This is a genomic window from Enterobacter sp. K16B (assembly GCF_020216105.1).
Lineage (GTDB): Bacteria > Pseudomonadota > Gammaproteobacteria > Enterobacterales > Enterobacteriaceae > Enterobacter > Enterobacter sichuanensis.
Window position 1 is genome coordinate 1 of record NZ_JAIWJZ010000014.1, and the last position, 23290, is coordinate 23290.

Annotated in this window: 23 protein-coding genes, 1 pseudogene and 1 riboswitch; of the genes and pseudogenes, 9 read left to right on the top strand and 15 right to left on the bottom strand. The window is 54.2% G+C overall.

All coding sequences use genetic code 11. The annotated features are described in order from the left end of the window. Nucleotides 1-47 precede the first annotated feature (47 nt). Together LDK53_RS03785 and mntP are read left to right on the top strand one after the other, a co-directional pair. Nucleotides 48-506, top strand: coding sequence for a DUF986 family protein (locus LDK53_RS03785; RefSeq protein WP_045285474.1), 459 nt, complete (start codon nucleotides 48-50; stop codon nucleotides 504-506). Between the two features lie 197 nt (nucleotides 507-703). Then, a riboswitch (yybP-ykoY riboswitch) is annotated at nucleotides 704-893 on the top strand. 10 nt (nucleotides 894-903) lie between these two features. Then, on the top strand, nucleotides 904-1470 hold the full coding sequence (gene mntP, locus LDK53_RS03790; protein ID WP_025756892.1) for a manganese efflux pump MntP: 567 nt from the start codon (nucleotides 904-906) through the stop codon (nucleotides 1468-1470). Here mntP and rlmA read toward each other — a convergent pair. From rlmA to mgrB, 7 genes and pseudogenes are all read right to left on the bottom strand, one after another. Then, nucleotides 1467-2282 carry a 23S rRNA (guanine(745)-N(1))-methyltransferase gene (gene rlmA, locus LDK53_RS03795; RefSeq protein ID WP_225284545.1) on the bottom strand — a complete coding sequence of 272 codons (816 nt, stop codon included), beginning with the start codon at nucleotides 2280-2282 and terminating at the stop codon, nucleotides 1467-1469. The genes mntP and rlmA overlap by 4 nt on opposite strands. 65 nt (nucleotides 2283-2347) lie before the next feature. After that, entirely contained in the window at nucleotides 2348-4066 is a 1719-nt protein-coding gene (gene ftsI / locus LDK53_RS03800) for a peptidoglycan glycosyltransferase FtsI (protein WP_225284557.1), read from the bottom strand. A gap of 219 nt (nucleotides 4067-4285) precedes the next feature. After that, nucleotides 4286-4495, bottom strand: a complete 210-nt coding sequence (gene cspE / locus LDK53_RS03805; RefSeq protein ID WP_001062678.1) for a transcription antiterminator/RNA stability regulator CspE — start codon at nucleotides 4493-4495, stop codon at nucleotides 4286-4288. 12 nt (nucleotides 4496-4507) lie between these two features. Next, a pseudogene (locus LDK53_RS03810) lies at nucleotides 4508-4652 on the bottom strand (DUF2627 domain-containing protein). 525 nt (nucleotides 4653-5177) lie between these two features. Then, nucleotides 5178-6167 (bottom strand): MBL fold metallo-hydrolase, encoded by a 990-nt coding sequence (locus LDK53_RS03815; RefSeq protein ID WP_095451545.1) that lies wholly within the window; start codon nucleotides 6165-6167, stop codon nucleotides 5178-5180. Nucleotides 6168-6190: 23 nt separating this feature from the next. Further along, nucleotides 6191-6481, bottom strand: coding sequence for a YebO family protein (locus LDK53_RS03820; RefSeq protein WP_025756896.1), 291 nt, complete (start codon nucleotides 6479-6481; stop codon nucleotides 6191-6193). 74 nt (nucleotides 6482-6555) lie between these two features. Then, nucleotides 6556-6699, bottom strand: coding sequence for a PhoP/PhoQ regulator MgrB (gene mgrB, locus LDK53_RS03825; protein WP_006175995.1), 144 nt, complete (start codon nucleotides 6697-6699; stop codon nucleotides 6556-6558). Between the two features lie 160 nt (nucleotides 6700-6859). Here mgrB and LDK53_RS03830 point away from each other — a divergent pair, with 160 nt between their 5' ends. Further along, a complete protein-coding gene (locus LDK53_RS03830) occupies nucleotides 6860-7099 on the top strand; it encodes a YobH family protein (RefSeq protein WP_025756897.1) in 240 nt (79 codons plus the stop codon). Between the two features lie 70 nt (nucleotides 7100-7169). On the opposite strand, the gene kdgR is transcribed toward LDK53_RS03830, so the two are convergent. Beyond that, entirely contained in the window at nucleotides 7170-7961 is a 792-nt protein-coding gene (gene kdgR / locus LDK53_RS03835; RefSeq protein ID WP_025756898.1) for a DNA-binding transcriptional regulator KdgR, read from the bottom strand. A gap of 178 nt (nucleotides 7962-8139) precedes the next feature. On the opposite strand from kdgR, the gene LDK53_RS03840 reads away from it, so the two are divergent. Next, nucleotides 8140-9513, top strand: a complete 1374-nt coding sequence (locus tag LDK53_RS03840; protein WP_225284562.1) for an MFS transporter — start codon at nucleotides 8140-8142, stop codon at nucleotides 9511-9513. 49 nt (nucleotides 9514-9562) lie between these two features. Here the strand turns inward: LDK53_RS03840 and htpX are convergent, their stop codons facing one another. The 4 genes from htpX to LDK53_RS03860 all read right to left on the bottom strand — a co-directional run bounded on the left by htpX (nucleotide 9563) and on the right by LDK53_RS03860 (nucleotide 13986). Continuing rightward, nucleotides 9563-10444 (bottom strand): protease HtpX, encoded by an 882-nt coding sequence (htpX, locus tag LDK53_RS03845; RefSeq protein WP_014884290.1) that lies wholly within the window; start codon nucleotides 10442-10444, stop codon nucleotides 9563-9565. A 193-nt stretch (nucleotides 10445-10637) separates the two neighbouring features. Further along, nucleotides 10638-12686, bottom strand: coding sequence for a carboxy terminal-processing peptidase (prc, locus tag LDK53_RS03850; RefSeq protein WP_025756900.1), 2049 nt, complete (start codon nucleotides 12684-12686; stop codon nucleotides 10638-10640). A 19-nt stretch (nucleotides 12687-12705) separates the two neighbouring features. Beyond that, nucleotides 12706-13392 (bottom strand): RNA chaperone ProQ, encoded by a 687-nt coding sequence (gene proQ / locus LDK53_RS03855; RefSeq protein ID WP_025756901.1) that lies wholly within the window; start codon nucleotides 13390-13392, stop codon nucleotides 12706-12708. A gap of 96 nt (nucleotides 13393-13488) precedes the next feature. Continuing rightward, nucleotides 13489-13986, bottom strand: a complete 498-nt coding sequence (locus LDK53_RS03860; protein ID WP_008500476.1) for a GAF domain-containing protein — start codon at nucleotides 13984-13986, stop codon at nucleotides 13489-13491. A gap of 132 nt (nucleotides 13987-14118) precedes the next feature. On the opposite strand from LDK53_RS03860, the gene yebS reads away from it, so the two are divergent. The 4 genes from yebS to LDK53_RS03880 all read left to right on the top strand — a co-directional run bounded on the left by yebS (nucleotide 14119) and on the right by LDK53_RS03880 (nucleotide 19869). Continuing rightward, nucleotides 14119-15402, top strand: coding sequence for a membrane integrity lipid transport subunit YebS (gene yebS, locus LDK53_RS03865; RefSeq protein ID WP_045286382.1), 1284 nt, complete (start codon nucleotides 14119-14121; stop codon nucleotides 15400-15402). Further along, nucleotides 15371-18004 (top strand): PqiB family protein, encoded by a 2634-nt coding sequence (locus tag LDK53_RS03870; RefSeq protein WP_225284613.1) that lies wholly within the window; start codon nucleotides 15371-15373, stop codon nucleotides 18002-18004. The genes yebS and LDK53_RS03870 overlap by 32 nt, the downstream gene beginning before the upstream one ends. A 77-nt stretch (nucleotides 18005-18081) precedes the next feature. Beyond that, nucleotides 18082-19524 (top strand): 16S rRNA (cytosine(1407)-C(5))-methyltransferase RsmF, encoded by a 1443-nt coding sequence (rsmF, locus tag LDK53_RS03875; RefSeq protein ID WP_225284614.1) that lies wholly within the window; start codon nucleotides 18082-18084, stop codon nucleotides 19522-19524. A 105-nt stretch (nucleotides 19525-19629) separates the two neighbouring features. Continuing rightward, a complete protein-coding gene (locus LDK53_RS03880) occupies nucleotides 19630-19869 on the top strand; it encodes a YebV family protein (RefSeq protein ID WP_008500472.1) in 240 nt (79 codons plus the stop codon). A gap of 34 nt (nucleotides 19870-19903) precedes the next feature. Here the strand turns inward: LDK53_RS03880 and pphA are convergent, their stop codons facing one another. Next, nucleotides 19904-20548: a protein-serine/threonine phosphatase gene (gene pphA, locus LDK53_RS03885; protein WP_225284616.1), complete on the bottom strand. Its 645-nt coding sequence runs from the start codon at nucleotides 20546-20548 to the stop codon at nucleotides 19904-19906. A 167-nt stretch (nucleotides 20549-20715) separates the two neighbouring features. Here pphA and LDK53_RS03890 point away from each other — a divergent pair, with 167 nt between their 5' ends. Continuing rightward, nucleotides 20716-21657, top strand: a complete 942-nt coding sequence (locus LDK53_RS03890; protein WP_225284618.1) for a VirK/YbjX family protein — start codon at nucleotides 20716-20718, stop codon at nucleotides 21655-21657. A 407-nt stretch (nucleotides 21658-22064) separates the two neighbouring features. Here LDK53_RS03890 and LDK53_RS03895 read toward each other — a convergent pair whose 3' ends face one another. Then, nucleotides 22065-22403, bottom strand: coding sequence for a YebY family protein (locus LDK53_RS03895; protein ID WP_225284619.1), 339 nt, complete (start codon nucleotides 22401-22403; stop codon nucleotides 22065-22067). A 16-nt stretch (nucleotides 22404-22419) separates the two neighbouring features. Then, complete coding sequence (gene copD / locus LDK53_RS03900) at nucleotides 22420-23289, bottom strand: copper homeostasis membrane protein CopD (RefSeq protein ID WP_225284620.1); 870 nt, start codon at nucleotides 23287-23289, stop codon at nucleotides 22420-22422. Nucleotide 23290: the final 1 nt, after the last annotated feature.

A 23290-nucleotide genomic window follows, 5' to 3' on the forward strand; every position in this document is an offset into this window, starting at 1 on the left:
GTTAACCGCCGGGGGCATGCCCCCGGCTTTTTTTATCTGGAGGATGAATGACTGTCACGGACATCGTACTGGTTTTATTTATTGTTGCCCTTCTGGCTTACGCGATCTATGACGAGTTCATCATGCCCCGCCGCCACGGCGAGACGCTGCTCTCCCTTCCCCTTCTGCGACGCGGACGCGTGGATGCGTTTATCTTCGCGGGTCTGATCGTCATTCTGATTTACAATAACGTTACCAGCCATGGTGCAATATTAACCACATGGTTATTATGTGCGCTGGCATTAATGGCGATTTATCTGTTCTGGATCCGCACGCCAAAAATCATTTTTAAATCCCGTGGGTTTTTCTTCGCCAATGTCTGGATAGAATATAACCGTATTAAAGAGATGAATTTATCCGAAGACGGTGTGCTGGTGATGCAATTAGAACAGCGCCGCCTGCTTATTCGGGTGAAGAATATTGACGACCTGGAAAAGATATACCACTTACTTGTTAAAACTCAGTGAGTTAGATATATAGCATCGGCTATATTCTGTGTCTGATTCGCACACGAAATATAGCCTGAGCTATATCCCCACCGTTAATTTGATCGCTTTTTTTAACGTTATTTTCACGCTTAAAGACAAATGAAAATCGTTATCAATCATCAGTCTAAATAATGCTTCTTCATTGTTGTTTTATATTCTCAAAATATGTTAAGGTTGCGCCCGTCGTTGGGGAGTAGCCGATTTCCTGTGCGCAGGAAATGTGCGTGTCAACATACTCGTTGAAAAACGTGGCACGTACGGATCGCTATCAGCACATTTTCTGTGCAGTGCGATCAGGCGAGACCATAGATACATCAACTGCTGTTTACTGGGGGCAGTGATGTGTCATATGGATATCCCCGGTCTGGACGCTGTTATGAATATCTCCGCTACGATCCTTCTCGCTTTTGGCATGTCCATGGACGCGTTTGCTGCTTCCATCGGAAAAGGCGCCACGCTTCACAAACCTAAATTCTCAGAAGCCCTGCGTACCGGTCTCATTTTTGGCGCTATCGAAACGCTGACTCCGCTTATCGGCTGGGGCCTGGGCATGCTCGCAAGCCAGTTTATATTAGAGTGGAACCACTGGATTGCATTTGTCCTGCTGGTATTTCTCGGCGGTCGAATGGTGATTGAAGGTTTTCGCGGCAGTGATGATGACGCTGAGGAGCCCCAGCACCGCCACGGATTCTGGCTGCTGGTCACGACGGCCATCGCCACCAGCCTGGATGCGATGGCCGTCGGCGTCGGTCTGGCATTCCTGCAGGTCAATATTATCGCCACCGCGCTGGCCATTGGCTGTGCCACGCTGATTATGTCCACGCTGGGCATGATGGTCGGACGGTTTATCGGCCCGCTGCTGGGTAAACGCGCCGAGATCCTGGGGGGGATTGTGTTAATTGGCATTGGCGCCCAGATCCTCTGGGCACACTTCGCTGGTTAATCTTCGCGCTGCCAGATGTGGATACTGAAATCCGTCTGGCAGCGGAATGTGGACTGCGCCGCTAGCGTTTCCCACACCTCCGGTTTTGCCCGCCACGCGAACGGCGTCATCTGCAACAGCGCGCTGGCCTCATCCCCCGTCAGCGTCATCTCATACGCGACGGTTTGCGCCTGCTTCAGGGCAAAACCGGCCAGCTGTTCTGAATGGGGAGCATGCAGACGCACCTCATCGTAGATTAGCCCCTTCAGCTCCATCAGATGACGCGGTCCTGGCGTCACGGTAACCACCCATCCGCCAGGCTTCACTACGCGCGCAAGTTCCTCGGCCTTACAGGGCGCGTAAATGCGGACAACCGCGTCCATGCTGGCATCGTCAAACGGCAGCCGGTGGCTGGACGCCACACAGAACGTCACGTCAGCGTAACGCTTTGCCGCCGCGCGAATCGCCACTTTCGAGACATCCAGACCGAAGGTCTGCGCGCCCTTCTCACGTGCAATCTCCGCAAACCGTGCGGTGTAGTACCCTTCCCCGCAGCCGATATCGAGCAGGGCGGTTGCTGAGCCAGCGAGGATGTCATTCAGTGTATGTGCGACCGTCTCACGCAGCGGCAGATAATGCCCGGCATCAAGAAACGCACGGCGCGCCTGCATCATCTCTGCGCTGTCGCCTGGATCGCGGGAGCGCTTGTGCTGCACCGGCAGAAGATTAACGTAGCCTTCTTTCGCCATATCAAACTGATGCCCCTGCGGACAGGTATAACTTTTATCTGAACGCGTCAGGACCGCGTGGCAAAGGGGACAACTGAAGGACATGGTGACTCCGGAGCATAATCAAAGGGCGAAGTGTACCGCTATTCGCCCTGGTTATAAACGCCCGGTTAGCGCATAACGATCAGGTGATCGGAGCCCGCCGGTAAGCCGTCAGGTTTCACATTTTCCAGACGTAGCACGTTACCCATAATCTCGCTGAACACGGGAGCAGAGACGGCCCCCCCATAGTATGCCCCGTTTTGCGGGTCGTTAATCACCACCACCAGGGCAAAGCGCGGATCGCTGGCAGGAGCAACGCCCGCGGTGTAGGCGACGTATTTATCGACATATTTTCCGCTATCATCAATTTTCTTTGCCGTACCGGTTTTCACCGCTACCCTGTAATCGCGCACGGCGGCCTTCACCCCGCCGCCGCCGGGTAGCGCGACGCTCTCCATCATATGCTCTACCTCATGCGCAATCTCTTCTGGCATAACGCGGTGGCCCATAACGGGGGGATCAATACGGGTAATGGAAAGAGGACGCTCAAGCCCGAAGCCTCCAATGGTGGCGTAGACGTGCGCCAGCTGCAGCGGCGTGACCATCAGCCCGTAGCCGAAAGCAAAGGTCGCGCGGTCGAGCTGGCTCCAGTATTTACGCTGCGGCAACAGTCCCGCGCTCTCCCCCGTCAGGCCAAGCTCGGTTGGGGTGCCAAAACCAAAGTTTCGATAGGTATCGAGAAGATGCTGGACCGGCATTGCCAGGGAGAGGCGGGACACGCCTGTGTCGCTCGATTTTTGCAGAATGCCGGTCATGCTCAGTTCGGGATAGTAACCGACGTCGCGGATACGATGCCCGTCAAGGGTGTACGGGTGCGTGTCAATCACGCTGTCCGGCTTGACCAGCCCCTGCTGCAGGGCGGTCATCAGCACCAGCGGTTTGACGGTCGAACCAGGTTCGAACGTATCGCTGATCGCACGATTGCGAAAATCGTTTATTGTCGCCCCTTCCCGGTTATTGGGGTTGAAATCCGGATAGCTGGCCATAGCGAGTATTTCCCCGGTGGGGATATTAATTAATACGGAGGCGCCTGACTCGGCCTTATTCCAGACCACGGCATTATCGAGTGCATCTTCGGTGATGGTTTGCAGCCGCTCGTCAATACTCAACTGGATGTTATGCGCCGGTACGGGGGCAACTTCTGTCAGGTTTTCAACCACGCGACCATAGCGGTCTTCCCTCACCTGCCGCACCCCTGCCTTGCCCGTCAGTTGCGTATTGAAGCTCTTCTCTACACCTTCAATGCCCTGCCCGTCGATGTTGGTGAAACCAATCAGGTTCGCGGCCACATGGCCGGCCGGATAAAAACGGCGGGACTCATCGCGTAAATTAATGCCGGGCAAATTCAATTTGTCGATCCACTTTGCCTGCGCGGGATCCACCTGGCGGGCCAGGTAAATGAAACGCCCCTGGGGATTGGCGTTGATGCGTGCCGAGAGGGTATCCAGCGAGAGATGCAGCGCGTTCGCTAACGCCTGCCAGCGTTCATCAACGCCGACGCCTCCTTTTGCCAGCACCGTTTTGGGATCGGCCCAGACGGCCCGGACGGGCACACTCACCGCCAGCGGACGACCTTCGCGATCCATTATCATGCCGCGCGGCGCATCAATCGCCAGCTGACGGAGGGAGCGCATATCTTCCTGCTTCACCAGATTGTCAGGCTTGACGATTTGCAGCCAGGCAACGCGGCCCAACAGAAACGCCAGACTACAAAAAATCGCCAGACAGAGCAGAGCAAAACGCGCCGGTGTGAAATTTCCAGCGGTTGTTATCAATTTCTTTTTCACCTGTACCCCAGGGCTGTAAAACAACGCCCTGATTTAACGGGAAAAGCCGACAAGAAGGTGGCGAAACAGTGCTACGAACCTCGCAGCTTTGCAACAAGTTACTAACAAGGCCGCAGATCGTAATATTTTGAAAGATAAGGGACATAAAAAAGCCCCGCGAGATGCGAGGCTTTATATCTGAGATTGAAACGCGGCGCGTTTCAGTCAGCAGCGGTTCGATCAGATAGCAGTTACGTTAACTGCAGCAGGGCCTTTCTGGCCATCCTGAATTTCGAACTCAACGTTCTGGCCTTCAGCCAGAGTTTTGAAGCCGTTACCCTGGATTGCAGAGAAGTGTACGAACACGTCTTTGCTGCCGTCAGCAGGAGTAATGAAACCAAAACCTTTAGACTCGTTGAACCACTTAACTTGACCTTTAATCTTTGCCATTTGCAAAATTCCTTAGAGTGTTTTCTTAGCCCGCAGGCATTAACTGAGATAAAACTGAGACATTACTGCATGAGGCACTAATATAAGGTTCGGCAGAGAAGCGGTATTCAACGACAACGTGTTTACTCAGGACTTCTTTACTGAAAATGCCACACATAAACAGAACTGTACCTCGTTTGACCCAAAACGTGTTATCACACACAATGTTTAATATGGCAAGCCATTTTTAAACATGTCTCGATCCGCCGCACAAATTCGAACAGTGCCTGCCAGGTTCTGCACAATTATGCGCATCGCGAACAGACAGCCCTGCTACGTTACAAAGCCCCAGCGATGCTCTCACAGTCGCTGTAATCTAAGACATTTTTAACATAGCTCAATCATTCCAAAGCGTCCAGCAAACGGGAAAAGAAATCTTACGCAATGATTGAGTTAGAACAATTTGTGAAAAGTTATGCTTAAATCATTGTAACGCGACCAAATTGTTTCAGGGAAAAAACAGTGTTAATAATCTGCCCGCTGCTGTATTAAAATGCACCAGGTTATAAACAGTGTTATGCACCAAAATAATGAAATTTTTATGACGCTGCATCAAAAGAAGGCAAGCAAAACGTTTCGATAAAAATAAAACAATCTCACGCCCCCGTTTATACAGAATATATGCTGAAACCTGTCGCTTCGTTTATAAGGATAAATATTCACCAATTTTCAATATTCTGAAGGAATGATTAACTGGTGCTAAATTATCTAGCGCAGTAATTAACTCCTGCACGGGTTCATCCAGCGCTTCATCCGCCAGCTCAAACACGCCCCAGTGAATGGGAAACGCCAGTGGAGACCCCAGTTGCTGCCATAATGCCACTGCCGATTGCGGATCCATATGATGGACAGCCATGAACCATCTTGGGGCATAGGCACCAATCGGTAATGCGGCAACATCAACCGGCCCCAGACGTTCCGGTATCAACAGCAGTTCAGGGGAATACCCGGTGTCACCGCTGAACCAGAAACGGTGGTGTCGTCCTTCCATAACCCAGCCGCACCATAACGAGCGATTGCGGTTCCACGGCGTGCGCATACTCCAGTGCTGCGCCGGTACAGCGGTGAGCGTCATTCCCTGCCAGGTGAAACTTTGCCACCAGTCGAGTTCAACCACCTGTTTTGCTCCCCGACGTCGAAACCAGGCAGCCAGGCCAAGAGGAACAAAGAGTTGCACATTGGGAAAACGCCTGAGAATACGGCGAATGGTCGCGTCATCAAGATGATCGTAGTGATTATGGGAGATCACGACCGCATCAAGTCGCTGAAGCTTGTCGACAGACAGTGCGGGAGGCGTCCTGCGCTGTGGTCCGAGAAAAGGAAGCGGAGAAGCACGCCGTGAAAATACCGGATCGGTCAGGAGGATATTGCCGTCCATCTGCAGCAACACGCTCGCATGCCCCAGCCACCATACGCCATCTTCATGCGGTTGCGTCAGCACAGCGGGTTGCCACCACTGGCGGATAAAATTGTCATAACCCAGTGTGGGCGGTTTCGGTAGACCGGCCTCTTTACGCGCTTTACGCCAGCGGTCAAGGTCGCCGGGCTGATGTCCACCAGGTTGGGTATTACGAAAACCGTTTGGGGTGTGATGGTTCAGGGAGGGGTCATACCAGGGATTTTTCCAGACCACGGCCACCTCCCAACGCAAAAAGATTAACGCTCAGCCACCAGGCGGATAAAGTCGTCTTCGTCTTTCTTGTCTTCAGCAACCGTGTCTTTCGGCGCGTCTTTTTCTTCCGGTTCGTTCGCTTCACACAAACGGCGAAGCAACGCATTCTGGCGCTTTTGCTGATCGAGCAGCGCTTCCAGCAGTTCGATCTGCTCGTTCGTACGTGAACTGGCGCGGTTCACGAAAAACCAAACGACCAGGCCCACAAGCAGCACCACCAAAGACATCATCAGGGATGCCATATTCAGCAGCCCTGAATTCAGTAACTCACCCATTTCACCACCTCAATAAAAACGTCTATTTTACCACTGGCGCGAAGGAAGGAAATCACCTTGAGAAAAAATGCGTATTACCACGGAATAAACTTATTGATTGCGCAAACGCCGCTAAAAAACTGTACATCCTGATCGCACATCACATTGATAGTCTGCGTCCATAACACCACGCACGCTATCAGCACGATAATCAGAATCACCCAGCGTATTTTTTTCACTCCACACTCCGTTTAAAGACCTGATGCCACCAGGTTAACACGCTTATCTTAAACAAGGACTAACTGTATCGCCATCACCCCTTTTTAAGAATTCTGCACTTGTTTCAGAGCGTAAACCGTTTAGGCTGAATGTATGATAACAACGATAAAAGAGGTAATGATGCGATTAATCATTCGAACAATTATTGCACTGGCCGTCGTCTGGACGGGTCTTCTGTTAACGGGTTATGGCGTGCTCGCGGGAAGCAACGAAAATGCAGCCGGACTCGGCATTCAATGTAAATACTTAACCGCGCAAGGTCTGAGCACGGCGCAATATCTGCATACTGACAGCGGGATTATTGGTTTAACCAACTGCCCTGTGCTGCGTAAAACGTCCGTTGTCATTGATAATGGCTAACCCCTCTCCTGGCCTCAGACACAAAAACGCCGCAACAGATGCGGCGTTTTTTATGCTAAGCTAACAACGATTAAAACGGGTAGTCGTGATAACCCATCTGTTCAGAAATTTTACGCGCGGCCGTGTGCAGAATCGCCACGTACTCGTGCAAACGCTCTTCGGAGAAGCGGAGGGTCGGGAAAGAGATACTCAGGCCCGCAATCACCACACCAAAGCGGTCAAACACCGGCACGCCGATGCAGCGCAGCCCTTCTTCCTGTTCTTCGTTATCCTCGCCATACCCCTGCTCACGCACCTGATCGAGCACCGTTAACAGCGCATCCGTATTGGTTATGGTTCGTTCAGTGCTGCGTTTGTACTCCACGCCCTCGAGGATCTGCTTCACCTCATCGCGATCGCGCCACGCCAGCAGAACCTTACCGATAGCGGTACTGTAGAGCGGGTTGCGACGTCCAATGCGTGAATACATACGCAGGTTATACATGGAGTCGATTTTATGGATGTAAACAATACTGTCTTCATCCAGCGCGCCGAGATGGATGGTCTCTTTGGTCAGACGCGAGATTTCACGCATCTGAATATCAGCGCTGCGGATCAGGTCAACATTTTGCAATGCACGGGCGCCCAGCTCGAACAGTTTCAGCGTCAGAGAGTATTTTTCAGACTCGCCTTCCTGGGCAACGTACCCCAGTGACTTCATGGTTTGCAAAAAGCGATAAACGGTGCTTTTCGACATCATCACACGCTGCGACAACTCTGTAATACCAATCTCACGCTCTTCCCCGAGCGCCTGTAAGATGCCAAACACCTTCAGCACGGAAGAAACAGAATCTGGCTGTTTATCCAAATCCGCAATAGCCATTTACCACCTCATAGAGAGTGTTTTATAAAAATCAGAACCGGTTTTTATTATAAGTTCCCGTCATGTCACCTGCAATCAGTCCCCGTTTACTTCGTTACAAATCTGCGACATATCGCGCCAGTAACAGTGCTAAAATAGTTACCCTGAGAATAATTTCACGCTGAGCTTTTTACTCCTGATGGAAAAGAATCTTTCCGATGGTCTGCCTTTACCCCAGCGCTATGGCGCGATAGCAACCATCATTATTGGTATCTCAATGGCCGTTCTTGACGGTGCCATTGCAAACGTTGCCCTGCCAACCATCGCCAGCGACCTGCATGCCTCCCCGGCCAGTTCGATATGGATTGTTAACGCCTACCAGATTGCGATTGTGGTTTCGCTGCTTTCGTTCTCATTCCTCGGCGATATGTTTGGTTACCGTCGGGTGTATCAGTGCGGTCTGGTGGTTTTCACTCTCACCTCATTGTTATGTGCCCTGTCGGATTCACTGCATACCCTGACGCTGGCGCGCATTGCGCAAGGTTTTGGCGGCGCGGCGCTCATGAGCGTCAACACGGCGCTGATCCGCTTAATTTATCCGCAGCGCCATCTGGGCCGCGGGATGGGGATAAACTCGTTTATTGTCGCCGTCTCTTCCGCTGCCGGGCCAACCATCGCGGCGGCGATCCTGTCCGTGGCGTCCTGGCAATGGCTGTTTGCCATAAACGTGCCTTTGGGAATGGTGGCCATCTTCTTTGCCCTGCGTTTTCTTCCCGCTAACGGCCCGAAAAGCACTATGCCGCGCTTCGACGTGGCGAGCGCGGTGATGAATGCCCTCACCTTTGGTCTGCTGATTACCGCCCTGAGCGGTTTTGCGCAGGGGCAATCGTTGATGCTTACCGGGGTGGAACTCCTCGCGCTGCTGGTGACAGGCTTCTTCTTTGTTCGCCGCCAGCTTGCTCTGCCGGTGCCTTTACTGCCGGTTGATCTGCTGCGGATCCCCCTCTTTTCACTCTCCATTTGCACCTCTGTCTGTTCGTTCTGCGCCCAGATGCTGGCCCTGGTTTCGCTGCCGTTCTTCCTGCAGAATGTGGTCGGCCGTTCAGAAGTAGAGACCGGGCTGCTGTTAACCCCGTGGCCGCTGGCAACAATGGTGATGGCCCCGCTGGCGGGCTATCTGATCGAACGCGTTCACGCCGGTTTGTTGGGTGCGCTGGGGCTGGCGGTGATGGCGACGGGGCTTTTCGCGCTGGCACTGCTGCCGTCGTCGCCTTCAGACCTGGATATCATCTGGCGCATGGTGCTGTGCGGAGCGGGGTTTGGCCTGTTCCAGTCCCCTAACAACCACACCATTATTACTTCGGCACCGCGTCATCGCAGCGGTGGGGCCAGCGGCATGCTGGGGACCGCGCGTCTGTTGGGACAAAGCACCGGTGCGGCGCTGGTCGCCCTGATGTTTAACCTCGCTGGCCAGAACGGCAACCATGCTGCACTTCTCACCGCCGGTGTACTTGCCACCCTTGCGGCTATCGTCAGCGGCCTGCGGGTGACCCAGCCCAGGGTTCAGGCATAAAAAAAGCCGGGCGGAGTGGTCTCCTGCCCGGCTTAGTACGCTGCTTTACTTACTTCAGGTATTCCCCACTGCGCAGCGCTTCAATACGCTTATCCAGCGGCGGGTGAGACATAAACAGCTCGCTCAGCGATTTTGATTTACCGTTGATGCAGAAGGCCATCATGCTGTTCGCTTCCTGCGGCTCGTAGCTGGTTTTCAGACGCTGCAGGGCAGCAATCATCTTCTCACGACCGACCAGCTTCGCAGAGCCGGCATCCGCGTGGAATTCACGGTGACGTGAGAACCACATGGTGATGATGCTGGCCAGAATACCGAATACCAACTCCAGCACCATTGAGACGGCAAAGTAGATCAGCGGGTTACCGTTGCTCTCTTCGCCTTCGTCGCGGTTCCCGCCCATAAAACCTGCCGCAATCTGCGCCAGAATACGGGAGATGAAGATAACGAAGGTGTTCACTACGCCCTGAATCAGGGTCATGGTCACCATGTCGCCGTTGGCAATATGGCTGATCTCGTGGGCAATAACCGCTTCGGCTTCGTCACGGCTCATGTTCTGCAGCAGACCGGTGCTCACGGCAACCAGTGACGCATCACGACGGGCACCCGTGGCGAAAGCGTTAATATCCGGAGCATGGTAAATGGCGACCTGCGGCATGGCGATACCGGCCTGACGGGATTGCTGCGCCACTGTATTCATCAGCCACTGTTCCATATCGTTACGCGGTTGCTCAATGACCTCACCGCCTACCGATTTCAGTGCCATCCACTTCGACATCAGCAGGGAAATGAAAGAGCCACCAAAACCAAACAGCAGCGCCATAATCAACAGACCCTGAACGCTGCTCGACTGAATTCCTGTCAGGCTTAGCACGAGCCCGAAAACCACCATCACCGCCAGGTTGGTGAGCAGGAAGAGCGCGATTCGCATCATAATTTTCTTTTTACCTCAGTTTAACAAAACGCACTATGCGATTACCCACATCGTATGGGTATTGCGGCTATTTTCAAGCATCCGGCGGGCGTAAGTCACCAGAAAGACACAACTTTACACAATTGGAAAGCTGGCTGACGGAAGGATGCAGAACAAAAAGAAACAGGCACAATGTCTTGTGCCTGTTGGGAGATTATTTTGCCGGAGCGGGCTGCTCGGCAGGCTTCTCTTTTTCCAGATTCGCCAGGTCAAGTGCGATATGCACCGTCTCGTCCAGATACGGATCCGGCTCCTGGTAATCTTTAGGCAGATCGTCCAGTTTCTTGAGCAACGGCTTGCCTTCGCGTTTGAAGCGGTCGTTGATACGCGCCAGACGGGTTGCGTCATCCTCGTTGTTCTCTTTCTCACGCTGAGCGTAGTTCAGAGAAACAATATTCCGTTTATCCTTCATGGCATTGAAGCGAGCAATGTCCTTCATGATGTACTGGAATTCAGGATCTTTCGCGATGCGTTCGTTATGGTCTTTCAGCAATTCCGGACCAAACTGGGTCATATCACCGGCTTTGACATAGGTCGCGGCATTGATGCTGTCCCACGGCAAGGCGTTATCTTCAAACTTCTCGCCGGTTTCCGTCTCTTCCGTACCTGTCGGCATGATGATGTCTGGCGTCACGCCTTTACGCTGCGTACTGCCGCCATTCACACGGTAGAATTTCTGAATGGTGTACTGAACCGACCCCAGCGCTGGCCATTCCGGACGCAGCATCTGATCGTAAATACGGTTCAGGGAACGGTACTGCTGAACGGTCCCTTTACCGAACGTCGGTTCGCCCACAATCAGCGCACGGCCGTAATCCTGCATGGCAGCGGCAAAGATTTCAGACGCGGACGCACTGAAGCGGTCAACCAGGACCACCAGCGGGCCTTTGTAGTAAACCACGCCGTCGTTGTCGGCATCTTCACGGACTTTACCGTTATTATCGCGGACCTGAACCACCGGACCAGAAGGAATAAACAGTCCAGAGAGTGAAACCGCTTCCGTCAGCGCACCGCCGCCGTTACTGCGCAGGTCGATAATTACGCTGCTGACGTTCTGCTTTTCAAGCTTCTGCAGCTGCACTTTCACATCGTCGGTCAGCCCCACATAGAAGCCCGGAATATCCAGGACTCCCACCTTCTCTTTACCCACGGTTTTCACCGACATTTTCACCGCGCGGTCTTCCAGACGGATACGCTCACGGGTCAGGGTAACGATACGGGTTTTGGTGCCTTTTCCGGCTGGCAGAATTTCCAGACGAACCTTGCTGCCTTTCGGGCCTTTGATCAGCGCAACCACGTCATCAAGACGCCAGCCGATCACATCAACCATGTTCTGGCCAGTTTGACCCACACCGACAATACGATCACCGACGCTAATCGCTTTACTCTTGGATGCCGGACCACCTGCGACCATCGAATTGATCACCGTGTAATCATCATCCATCTGCAGCACCGCGCCGATACCTTCCAGAGACAGGCTCATTTCAGTATTGAACTGTTCGGTGTTGCGCGGAGAGAGATAGTTGGTGTGCGGATCGATTTCGTGCGCAAAGGCCGTCATGGCCAGCGAGAAGACATCCTCACTGTTGGTCTGCGCCAGACGACGAATGGCAAATTTGTAACGGCGCGTCAGCGTGTCACGGATCTCTTTTTCATCTTTGCCCGTGAGCTTCAGGCTCAGTTCGTCGTATTTCACTTTGCCGTCCCACAGCGCATTCAACTCGGCTTCATCTTTCGGCCAGGGTGCTTTACTGCGGTCCAGATTAAAGGTGTCGTTGCCGGTAAAGTCCATCGGACGTTCCAGCACTTTCAGCGCGTACTGATAGCGTTCGAAGCGGCGCTTTTGCGACAGGTTGTAGAGATCGTAGAACAGATCCAGCTTGCCTGAACGCAACTCGTCACCCACCTCGGATTTGCGCTTAGCGAACTGCTCGACATCACTGGCGAGCAAAACGTTATGGCTGTAATCCAGCAAGTTCAGATAGCGGTCAAAGATTTTGGCCGAGAAGGCCTGATCGAGATCGAACTGACGATAGTGCGAACGGGTAAAACGTGAGGTCACGCGCTCGCTCACCGTCGCGTGCTGCGTCTCTTCCTTGAGTACCGGAATTTGATCAACACGGGTGATATCGTCCACTGCAAAAGCATGACCTGTTATGGCAAACAGGCCCGCCAGCGCGGTGAGCTTAAAAAAAGTGTTCATGCCAGGCTTGGCCTCCGTTTCAGAACAACAAGTGTTCTGCGCGTACAATCATTGACATACCAGAAGTCAGCTGTACACGAACGCCATCTTTGGTGATTTCCAGTACGGTGGCGTCCATAGCATTGTTACCCGCTTTCACCTTCAGTGCCTGACCTACGCTCAGAGCGTTAATGTCAGAAACTGGAGTGTGGCGCGGCTCTTCACGAGGGGCGCGCGGGGCTTTAGCTGCTGGTTTGTCAGCACGCGGTTTGCGATCGTTGTTGTCGTTGCGACGAGGCGCAGGACGAGGTTTACGCTCGCGACGAGGCGCGTCTTCCTGACCATTAGCCGCTGCGGCTTCACGTTTTTTCGCTTGCTGTTCAGCACGTTGTGCCTGAACGCGTGCTTTGGCTTCTTCCAGCTGTTTACGCGCGTGCTCTACGTGCTGCTCGTCCAGCTCACCACAAGGATTGCCGTCGAGATCCACACGGGTCGCGCCCGGTTTGATACCGTACAGGTAACGCCAGCTCGAAGTATAAAGACGTAAGGCGGAACGCAGCTGAGTTTTGCTGAGGTTCATTTCCCCCTCAACGCGCGCTACCAGATCCTGAAAAATACCGACTTTCAGGGGACGAGCTTCGCCTTCAGCGCTGAAGCACTGTGGGAAACGCTCGGCCAGAAATGCGATAACTTCTTTACTGCTATTCAACTTAGGTTGATTTTCCATGAAATTTCCTGATTACAACGGACGTTGCCAACAAGCGCAGGCATGAACAGGCGTCATTATAATGACGCTATCCGTAAATGCTACGTTATCCGTTGATTATCCTGCGACGCTCGCAAAGAATTTTTGATAATCGGTTGCTGCGAGTACGTTTTCCAGATTCGCCACCAGCTCGCGCAGCCCCTGTTCGTCCTCGGTTGTAAAGCGACTGAAGACCGTACTGTCGATGTCCAGAACGCCAATAATCTGATTTTTTACCACCAGCGGCAGAACGATTTCAGAATTACTGGCGGCATCACAGGCAATGTGACCGTCAAACGCATGCACATCTTCCACACGCTGTACCTGATTCTCAGCCACCGCGGTACCGCAGACACCACGACCAACTGGAATGCGCACGCAGGCCAGTTTGCCCTGGAACGGGCCAAGCACCAGCGTTTCCCCTTCCAGGAGGTAAAAGCCAGCCCAGTTCACGTCAGAGAGACGTTCAAACAGCAATGCGCTAGTATTTGCCAGAGTGGCTAAGAAGCTGGTCTCACCCGCCATCAATGCCTTAAAATCGCGGTTCAGATCCGCGTAGAATTCTGTTTTGTTCATTATTCAATCACTTAGTTGTCTTACAAAATTACCGCATAGCCTATTAAAATAAGCATTAAATGCGCTCATGCTCAAGATGAATCCGTTCATGAGTTATTATAACTTTCAACAATACTTATTTGTGCGCAGCTGATGGCCTTAAAAACAACCAAAATTACGCCGACAAAAAAGATAACTGTCCATACGGTAAGCCAGGCTTTGCCCCGTGCACATTATCAGCGTTGCCCTCAGTGCGATACGCTTTTTATGTTGCCGAAGATGAAATCGCACCAAAGTGCCTTTTGTCCCCGTTGCGACGCCAAAATCCGTGACGGCCGCGACTGGTCGTTAACCCGCCTCGCCGCCATGGCGGTCACCATGCTTCTGCTGATGCCGTTTGCCTGGAGCGAGCCGCTGCTTAAACTTTACCTGCTCGGCGTGCGTATCGACGCCAACGTGCTGCAGGGGATCTGGCAGATGACGCGTCAGGGCGATCCACTGACCGCGGCCATGGTGCTGTTCTGCACCGTTGGCGCACCGCTGGTGCTGGTCGCCGCCATTGCTTATCTCTGGTTTGGCAACATTCTGGGCATGAACCTGCGTCCGGTGCTGCTGATGCTGGAAAAGCTGAAAGAGTGGGTGATGCTGGATATCTACCTGGTGGGCGTGGGCGTGGCGTCAATAAAGGTACAGGACTATGCGTTTCTGCAGCCGGGCGTCGGGCTGTTTGCCTTCATTTGTCTGGTCTTGCTCAGTATCCTGACGCTGATCCACCTGAATGTGGAGCAGCTCTGGGAGCGCTTTTACCCTCAGCGCCCCGCGACCCGCCCCGATGAGAATCTTCGGGTTTGTCTGGGCTGCCACTATACCGGCTTTCCCGACGCGCGCGGCCGCTGCCCACGGTGCCACATCCCGTTGCGGCTGCGGCGCAACAACAGTCTGCAGAAATGCTGGGCAGCGCTGATTGCCTCTCTGGTCTTCCTGATCCCGGCCAATATGCTGCCCATCTCCATCATCTATGTGAATGGCGGACGTCAGGAAGATACCATTCTCTCGGGGATCATCTCGCTTGCACACAGCAACATCGGCGTGGCGGCAATCGTCTTTATCGCCAGTATTCTGGTGCCGTTTACGAAAGTGATCGTGATGTTTACCTTGCTCATCAGTATTCATTTTAAATGTGAGCAAGGTTTGCGCACCCGTATTCTGCTTCTGCGATTCGTGACCTGGATTGGCCGCTGGTCAATGTTGGATCTGTTTGTGATTTCGCTGATGATGTCGCTCATCAATCGCGACCAGCTACTTGCTTTTACAATGGGACCCGCGGCTTTTTATTTCGGCTCTGCGGTGATATTGACTATTCTTGCTGTGGAATGGCTGGATAGCCGCTTACTTTGGGATGCACATGAGTCAGGAAACCCCCGCTTCGCCGACTGAAGCGAGAATTAAAACTAAACGCCGCATTTCGCCATTCTGGTTGCTGCCTGTCATCGCGCTGATGATTGCGGGCTGGCTTATCTGGACGAGCTATGAAGATCGCGGAAGCACTGTGACGATCGATTTCCAGACCGCTGACGGCATCGTTGCCGGGCGAACCCCTGTTCGCTTCCAGGGGGTTGAAGTCGGTACGGTTCAGGACATCTCCCTTGGAAAAGGGCTGAACAAGATCCAGGTGCGGGTCAGTATCAAATCTGACATGCAGGATGCCCTGCGCAGCGAAACGCAGTTCTGGCTGGTGACCCCGAAAGCCTCGCTGGCCGGTGTCTCCGGGCTGGATGCGCTGGTGGGCGGTAACTATATCGGCATGATGCCGGGCAAAGGTGAGCCCCAGGATCACTTTGTTGCGCTGGATACCCAGCCCAAATACCGTCTCAATAACGGCGATTTGATGATCCATCTGCAGGCGCCGGATCTCGGCTCGCTGAACAGTGGCTCCCTGGTCTATTTCCGTAAAATCCCGGTTGGCCGCGTGTACGACTACGCGATTAACCCGAACAAACAGGGCGTCACCATTGATGTGCTGATCGAACGTCGCTTCACCAACCTGGTGAAAAAAGGCAGCCGCTTCTGGAACGTCTCCGGGGTGGATGCCGATCTCAGCCTGAGCGGTGCGAAGGTGAAGCTGGAGAGTCTGGCGGCACTGGTGAATGGCGCCATTGCCTTTGATTCCCCGGAAAACTCAAGCCCGGCCACCGCCGACGACACGTTCGGGTTATACGCTGACCTGGCGCACAGCCAGCGCGGGGTGATTGTCAAACTGGCCCTGCCCGATGCGAAAGGGCTAAAAGCCGGCTCAACGCCGCTGATGTATCAGGGGCTGCAGGTGGGTCAGCTCACCAAAATGACCCTCAACCCGGGCGGCTCGGTCACCGGCGAGATGACGGTCGATCCGAGCGTGGTCGATCTCCTGCGCGAGAAGACACGTATCGAAATGCGCAGTCCGAAGCTCTCCCTGAACGACGCCAACATCAGCACCCTGCTCACCGGCAATACGTTTGAGCTGATCCCCGGTGAAGGTCAACCCAGCAACAGCTTCGTCGTTGCCCCGGCGGATAAAGCCCTGCTGCAAAAACCGGGGGTGGTGACGATCACGCTCAATGCCCCGGAAAGTTACGGTATCGAAGCCGGTCAGCCGTTGATTTTGCATGGCGTGCAGGTGGGTCAGGTGCTGGAGCGTACGCTCTCTGCGAGTGGCGTGAGCTTCTCGGTCGCCATCGATCCGCAATATAGCGACCTGGTTCACGGCGACAGTAAATTCGTGGTGAACAGTCGCGTCGACGTCAAGGTAGGTCTGGACGGCGTGGAGTTCCTCGGTGCCAGCGCCAGCGAATGGGTTAACGGCGGCATCCGCATTTTGCCAGGGGATAAAGGCCCCGTGCGCGATAGCTACCCGCTATACGCGAACCTCGAAAAAGCGATTGAAAACAGCCTGAGCGATCTTCCTACCACCACGCTGACATTAAGCGCTGAGACGCTGCCGGACGTGCAGGCAGGTTCCGTTGTGCTCTACCGCAAGTTTGAAGTCGGGGAAGTGATTACCGTTCGCCCGCGTGCGGACGCGTTTGATATCGAGCTGCATATCAAGCCCGAGTACCGCAAGCTGCTGACGCCAAACAGCGTCTTCTGGGCCGAAGGTGGTGCGAAAGTTCAGCTCAACGGTAACGGGCTGACCGTGCAGGCTTCCCCGCTCTCACGCGCGCTGCGCGGCGCGATTAGCTTCGATAATCTCAGCGGTGCGGGTGCCAATCTGCGTAAAGGCGATAAGCGTATTCTTTTCCCGTCGGAAACCGCCGCGCGTGCCGTGGGGGGGCAAATTACCCTGCACGCGTTTGATGCCGGTAAGCTGGCGGAAGGCATGCCAATCCGCTATCTGGGCATTGATATCGGGCAGATCCAGAAGCTGACGCTCATCACCTCGCGCAACGAGGTGCAGGCCACCGCCGTGCTGTATCCGGAATATGTGCAGACCTTTGCGCGCACGGGTTCGCGCTTCTCCGTGGTCACACCGCAGATTTCGGCCGCGGGGGTGGAACATCTCGACACCATCCTGCAGCCGTATATCAACGTTGAGCCCGGCCAGGGCAATGCCCGTCGTGATTTTGAATTGCAGGAAGCCACAATCACCGACTCGCGCTACCTGGGTGGCCTGAGCATTGTGGTGGAAGTGCCGGAAGCTGGCTCGCTGAGCATCGGTACGCCGGTCCTGTTCCGCGGCATTGAGGTGGGTACGGTCACGGGTCTGACGCTCGGTACACTCTCCGACCGCGTGATGGTGGCGTTACGCATCAGCGAACGTTACCAGCACCTTGTCCGCAATAACTCGGTATTCTGGCTGGCATCCGGCTATTCACTGGACTTCGGCCTGACGGGAGGGGTGGTGAAAACCGGCACCTTCAATCAGTTCATCCGCGGTGGTATTGCCTTTGCCACGCCGCCGGGAACGCCGCTGGCGCCGAAAGCGCAGCCGGGTAAACACTTCCTGCTGCTTGAAAGTGAACCAAAAGAGTGGCGTGAGTGGGGAACGGCCCTGCCGCGTTAATCTGAAAGGCTCCGGTGTCAACGCGCCGGAGCCTTTATGTTACACTGCGCACCTGAACTTTTCCCTGTGGTGTGCACGTGGCTCAAAACTCCGTATTTCTTCCTGAACAATTCCTGGCGCAGATGCGCGAGGCGCTTCCCTCTCATCTCTCCTTAGACGACTTTATTGCCGCCTGCCAGCGTCCGCTGCGCCGCAGTATCCGCGTCAACACGTTGAAAATCAGCATCGATGATTTTCTGACGCTGGTCGCGCCCTACCGCTGGCAGCTTACGCCAGTCCCGTGGTGTACTGAGGGGTTCTGGATCGAACGCGATGATGAAGATGACGTGCCGCTGGGCAGTACCGCTGAACATCTGAGCGGTCTGTTCTATATTCAGGAAGCCAGTTCGATGCTGCCGGTTGCCGCCTTGTTCGCGGATGGCAATGCACCTGAACGCGTAATGGATGTTGCCGCGGCTCCTGGCTCGAAAACCACACAAATTGCCGCCCGTATGGGCAATCAGGGGGCGATCCTCGCCAACGAGTTTTCCGCCAGCCGGGTGAAAGTATTGCATGCCAACATCAGCCGCTGCGGTATTCATAATGTTGCCCTCACCCACTTCGACGGACGCGTCTTTGGCGCCGCCTTACCGGAAGCTTTCGATGCCATTCTGCTGGACGCCCCCTGCTCCGGCGAAGGGGTGGTGCGTAAAGATCCCGATGCGTTAAAGAACTGGTCGGTGGAAAGCAACCTTGAGATCGCCGCCACACAGCGCGAGCTGATCGACAGCGCCTTTCACGCCCTGCGCCCGGGTGGCACGCTGGTTTACTCCACCTGCACCCTCAACCGCGATGAAAACGAAGACGTCTGTCTGTGGCTGAAAGCGCAATACCCGGATGCGGTCGACTTTCTGCCGCTGAACGATCTGTTTGCCTCAGCCGGTGAAGCGGTCACCCCCGAAGGTTTTCTTCACGTCTTCCCGCAGATTTACGACTGTGAAGGGTTCTTTGTGGCGCGTCTGCGTAAAACGCAGGCGGTGGCTCCCCTCCCTGCACCTAAATTCAAGGTTGGCACTTTCCCGTTTGCGCCTCTTAAAGGTCGCGATGCCGCACAGCTTATCGCGGCCGCCAGCCAGGTTGGGCTGGTCTGGGATGAAAGTCTGCACCTCTGGCAGCGCGATAAAGAAGTTTGGCTTTTCCCGGCGAATATCGAACCGCTGATTGGTAAAGTGCGTTTTTCGCGCATCGGGATCCGCCTGGCGGAAGTGCATAACAAAGGCTATCGCTGGCAGCACGAGGCCGTCATCGCACTTGCCGGGGGCGAGAATACTTTTGCCCTCACGCATCAGGAAGCCGAAGAGTGGTACCGTGGTCGCGATGTCTACCCGGCGAGCACCCCGGCAGGCGATGAAGCAATCGTGACGTATCAGGGGTACCCGCTGGGACTGGCAAAAAAGGTCGGCTCCCGACTGAAAAACAGTTATCCGCGCGAACTGGTTCGCGATGGTCGTCTGTTTACCGGTAACGATCGCACCGACTAAAAAAAGCGCACTTTTTTACTGGCGATTTTGCTCTCCTTGTCTACGATAAAAAATGGGTGACCGTACTGGTCATACCAGATTTTGACAACCGACCCGGAGAGCACTATGACGAAAACCAGCGTGCGTATTGGCGCTTTCGAGATCGACGACGCAGAACTGCGCGGCGAAGCACAAGGCGATCGAACGTTAAGTATTCCCTGCAAATCCGACCCGGATTTGTGCATGCAGCTCGATGCGTGGGATGCCGACACCAGCGTCCCGGCAATACTTGATGGCGAACATTCTGTCCTTTACCGTGAGCATTACGATAGCAAAACCGATGCCTGGGTCATGCGCCTTGCCTGACCTAAAGAGAACCCGCCCGAAGGCGGGTTATTTATTACTGCAGTTGCGCCAGCGTAAAGTAACCGTCAAAAACGGCCCCCGTATCAATGTAGTGAAGATTATTAAAATCATACCGTCTGTCGACGGGCGTATGGCCAAACCAGAAATGATCCGCGCCGCTGATACCCTGCCCTTTACCCACCATAAACCCCATCAGCCGATCGCGGTCCCATAAAACGCGCTGGGCGCTGACCGGTTTTTGCCAGCGGTATTCCGCTGCCGGATAATCGGCATGGGCAATCACATTCAGGCCGTTAGCGCAGGTTATCTCAATAATATGCGGTAAATCGCGGCAGCCATCGAGCAACGACAGCGCGAGCTGTTGCTGGTCGCGTTCAAGTTGCGCAAACCACATTCCGCCATTCATCGTCCAGAGAGAAAAATCGTTATTATCCAGACTGTCGAGAGCCATTTGCTCGTGGTTGCCACGCACGGCACGAAACCATTTTTCATTGATAAGCTGTAATGATTTAACACTGTCTGGACCACGATCGATCAGATCGCCCACAGAAATCAGTAAATCCTCAAACGGGTTAAAATGACGGCATTTGAGCTCGTCTAAAAGCCGCTGATAACAACCGTGAATATCGCTGACAACCCAGACGTGACGCCACATCCGCCCCTCTATTCGCTGGTACATAAGGCCCTCCTGTTAACAGTATAGCTGCAGCAGAAATGACAGAAGATCGCCAGGGCTCTCGCAAAATCAAACAAACGCTAAACCAAACGGAAATAAAGGTCCGCGCACTATTAATCCCTTTTTACTGGCTCTTTAGAATAAGGGGAGATAAAAACGAGGGCCTTCACGTGTCTAATACAGAACTGCATAACGATGTTTTCTATCCACATCGCACACATATTATTTCTGAGCTGGTGAAAGGCAAACGGACTCCTGGGCCAATCTGGCAGAAACGCGAATATCGCCTCAAGTTCCTTCTGCGTTCGCTTCTGTTCTGGTCCTCCACCCATCGCATGCTGGAAAGCCTTGCAGGTCGCGACGATTTCGACAGACTGCTGGCCTCTCAGATGACCTTACCGAGCAAGACCCATCGGCAGTACCTGATGCGCGGCCTGACGGCGAGCGATCGCGCTGACGCTATCATTCACCACTATCACTGGATTGATAGCCTGAAAGAGAAGGGACTGGCCCAGGCGCTGACCAGCCCGCATGAGCAAGTGATTGTCCAGTTCAGGGCCAAAAACGACGCGATCTACACCGTCAATGCCTCTTGTGCCGGGAAAGCCGAGCGCGAAGGCGAAAGCACGCTGTGGCTGCGCGATAACGAGAATACGCTGCTTGCCAGCCTGACCTTTAGCGTTGCGCGCAGCAATGGCCAGCGGGTCATCGTGATAGGTGGACTTCAGGGCCCCCGCCGCAACGTCTCGCGGGATGCCATTAAGCAGGCCACCCGCGCCTGCCACGGTCTGTTCCCAAAACGGCTGCTGATGGAGGTGATTTTCCAGCTGGCGGCACAGTCGTCAGTGCGGGCAATTTTTGCCGTCAGCGATGAAGGACACGTTTTCCGCGCCTTGCGCTATCGCCTCAGTAAAGGTCGCCACTTCCACGCCAGCTATGATGAGTTCTGGGGATCGCTGGACGGTAAAAAACTGTCCGCCTTCTGCTGGCAACTCCCCCTGCAGATGGAGCGCAAATCCCTTGAGGACATTGCCAGTAAAAAGCGAGCCGAATACCGCCGTCGCTTTGAACTGCTTGATGAAATTGAGGCGTCCGTTAAATCGCGCTTTTAAGCCCGGCATTGCCATTTACTGACGCGACACGAAAATTTAACAAAACAGGCAAAAAGGGCTGGACTTCCGCATGCTGTGTTGTGTTATGTTTTAGCTGGACGTACAGGAAGTGCGCGCTGTATGAGAAAGACATTACCGGGATTATTCTTTCACTTTCATACAGATAAAAAGAGACCGAATACGATTCCTGTATTCGGTCCAGGGAAATGGCTCTTGGGAGAGAGCCGTGCGCTAAAAGTTGGCATTAATGCAGGCTAAGTCGCCTTGCCTTTTAAGAATAGATGACGACGCCAGGTTTTCCAGTCAACAGTTAAAGCGGCTGGAAAAAAAGCGTCAGAGCATCATTAAACGAAAAAAACCGCAGTGCTTTCGCAAGCATCTGCGGTTTTTTATTGGAAACCTGTACGTTAGCAGAGCTTATCCGCGCGCTCAATAAACGGTGCCAGACTCATCTTCTGCCCCGGGTGGGAAGGATCGTCAATCTGGATCACGCTGATGGGCTGCCCGCTACTCTTCCCGCTGGCCACCTGCTGCTCGGCGGTATCATTCAGCGGGTATTGCACCAGCGTACTCGGGTTGATGGCATACAGCGCATGGCCCGGACGGCAGGTCAGCATCACCTCTTCGCGATTAAACGCCCATTTGTCCTTACCCACTTCGAAACGGCTGACGGTGATAACCTGTGGTGCAGCAAGCGCGCTCCCCGTGCAGGCCAGCAATACAAAAGAAAGTACTGTCTTTTTCATATGATATTTAACCTTGTCAGAAGGGTTCCCAGGTGGCGAACAGGCTTACCGTTGCCAGTACCAGCGCCCCCAGCACCACTTCTGCCTGTGTCATCCTGATAAAAATCTGTTGTGCCCGTCCGGTTTCCGGACGGAACCGTGGCACCAGAAAATACCGATTTGCCAGCGCAATTACCACCATCAACGCCACCAGCGCACATTTGAACAACAATAACTGTACATAACCAGCCTCCCAGGGAATCTGGAGGCCGAGTATCATTAGCGCGTTAACCTCCCCGGTGAGCAGCACGCCGGCGACGGCGTAATGGCCCACGCGTGAGAAGCGCATCATGGTGTAGATGGCGGCAGTCTGCCAGCGCCCTTTGGCCAGACGCATGCAGAACAGCAGCGGCAGTAATCCCCCCAGCCAGGTGGCGGCACAGATCAGGTGAACAGCATGATTAAGACGCTGCAAAGCCCCCATCGCCCCCTCCAGCATCGCCGCGTGTCCTACCCCGGCCAGCAGGATAAGCTGCCCCATTGCCAGCAGCAGCAGTCGCGACCCTTTCAGTGGCGCGAGCCATGCGGCGCCGACCGCGATCGCCGCGAGAATAATCTGCCACAGCCAGACGCTACCAAACTGCGTTCCCAGCACGCTTTGCCAGACCTGCGGGGCAAACACATCTCCCCACCCGCTTCCCATCAATCCGCCCTGAAGCATAAACATGAGAAGTGCGGCCGCCAGGCTGATTAGGGAGGCCACTTTCTGCTGCGCCTGAAAACGCCGTGACATTAAACGCTGGAGAGAGGAAGGTGCAAACCAGACGCTGTAAAGCGCATTGCCAAAAACCAGCATCAGCGCCCCAAAGTGGATAAAGCGCAACCCGATGTAAATCAGCGACAGCATG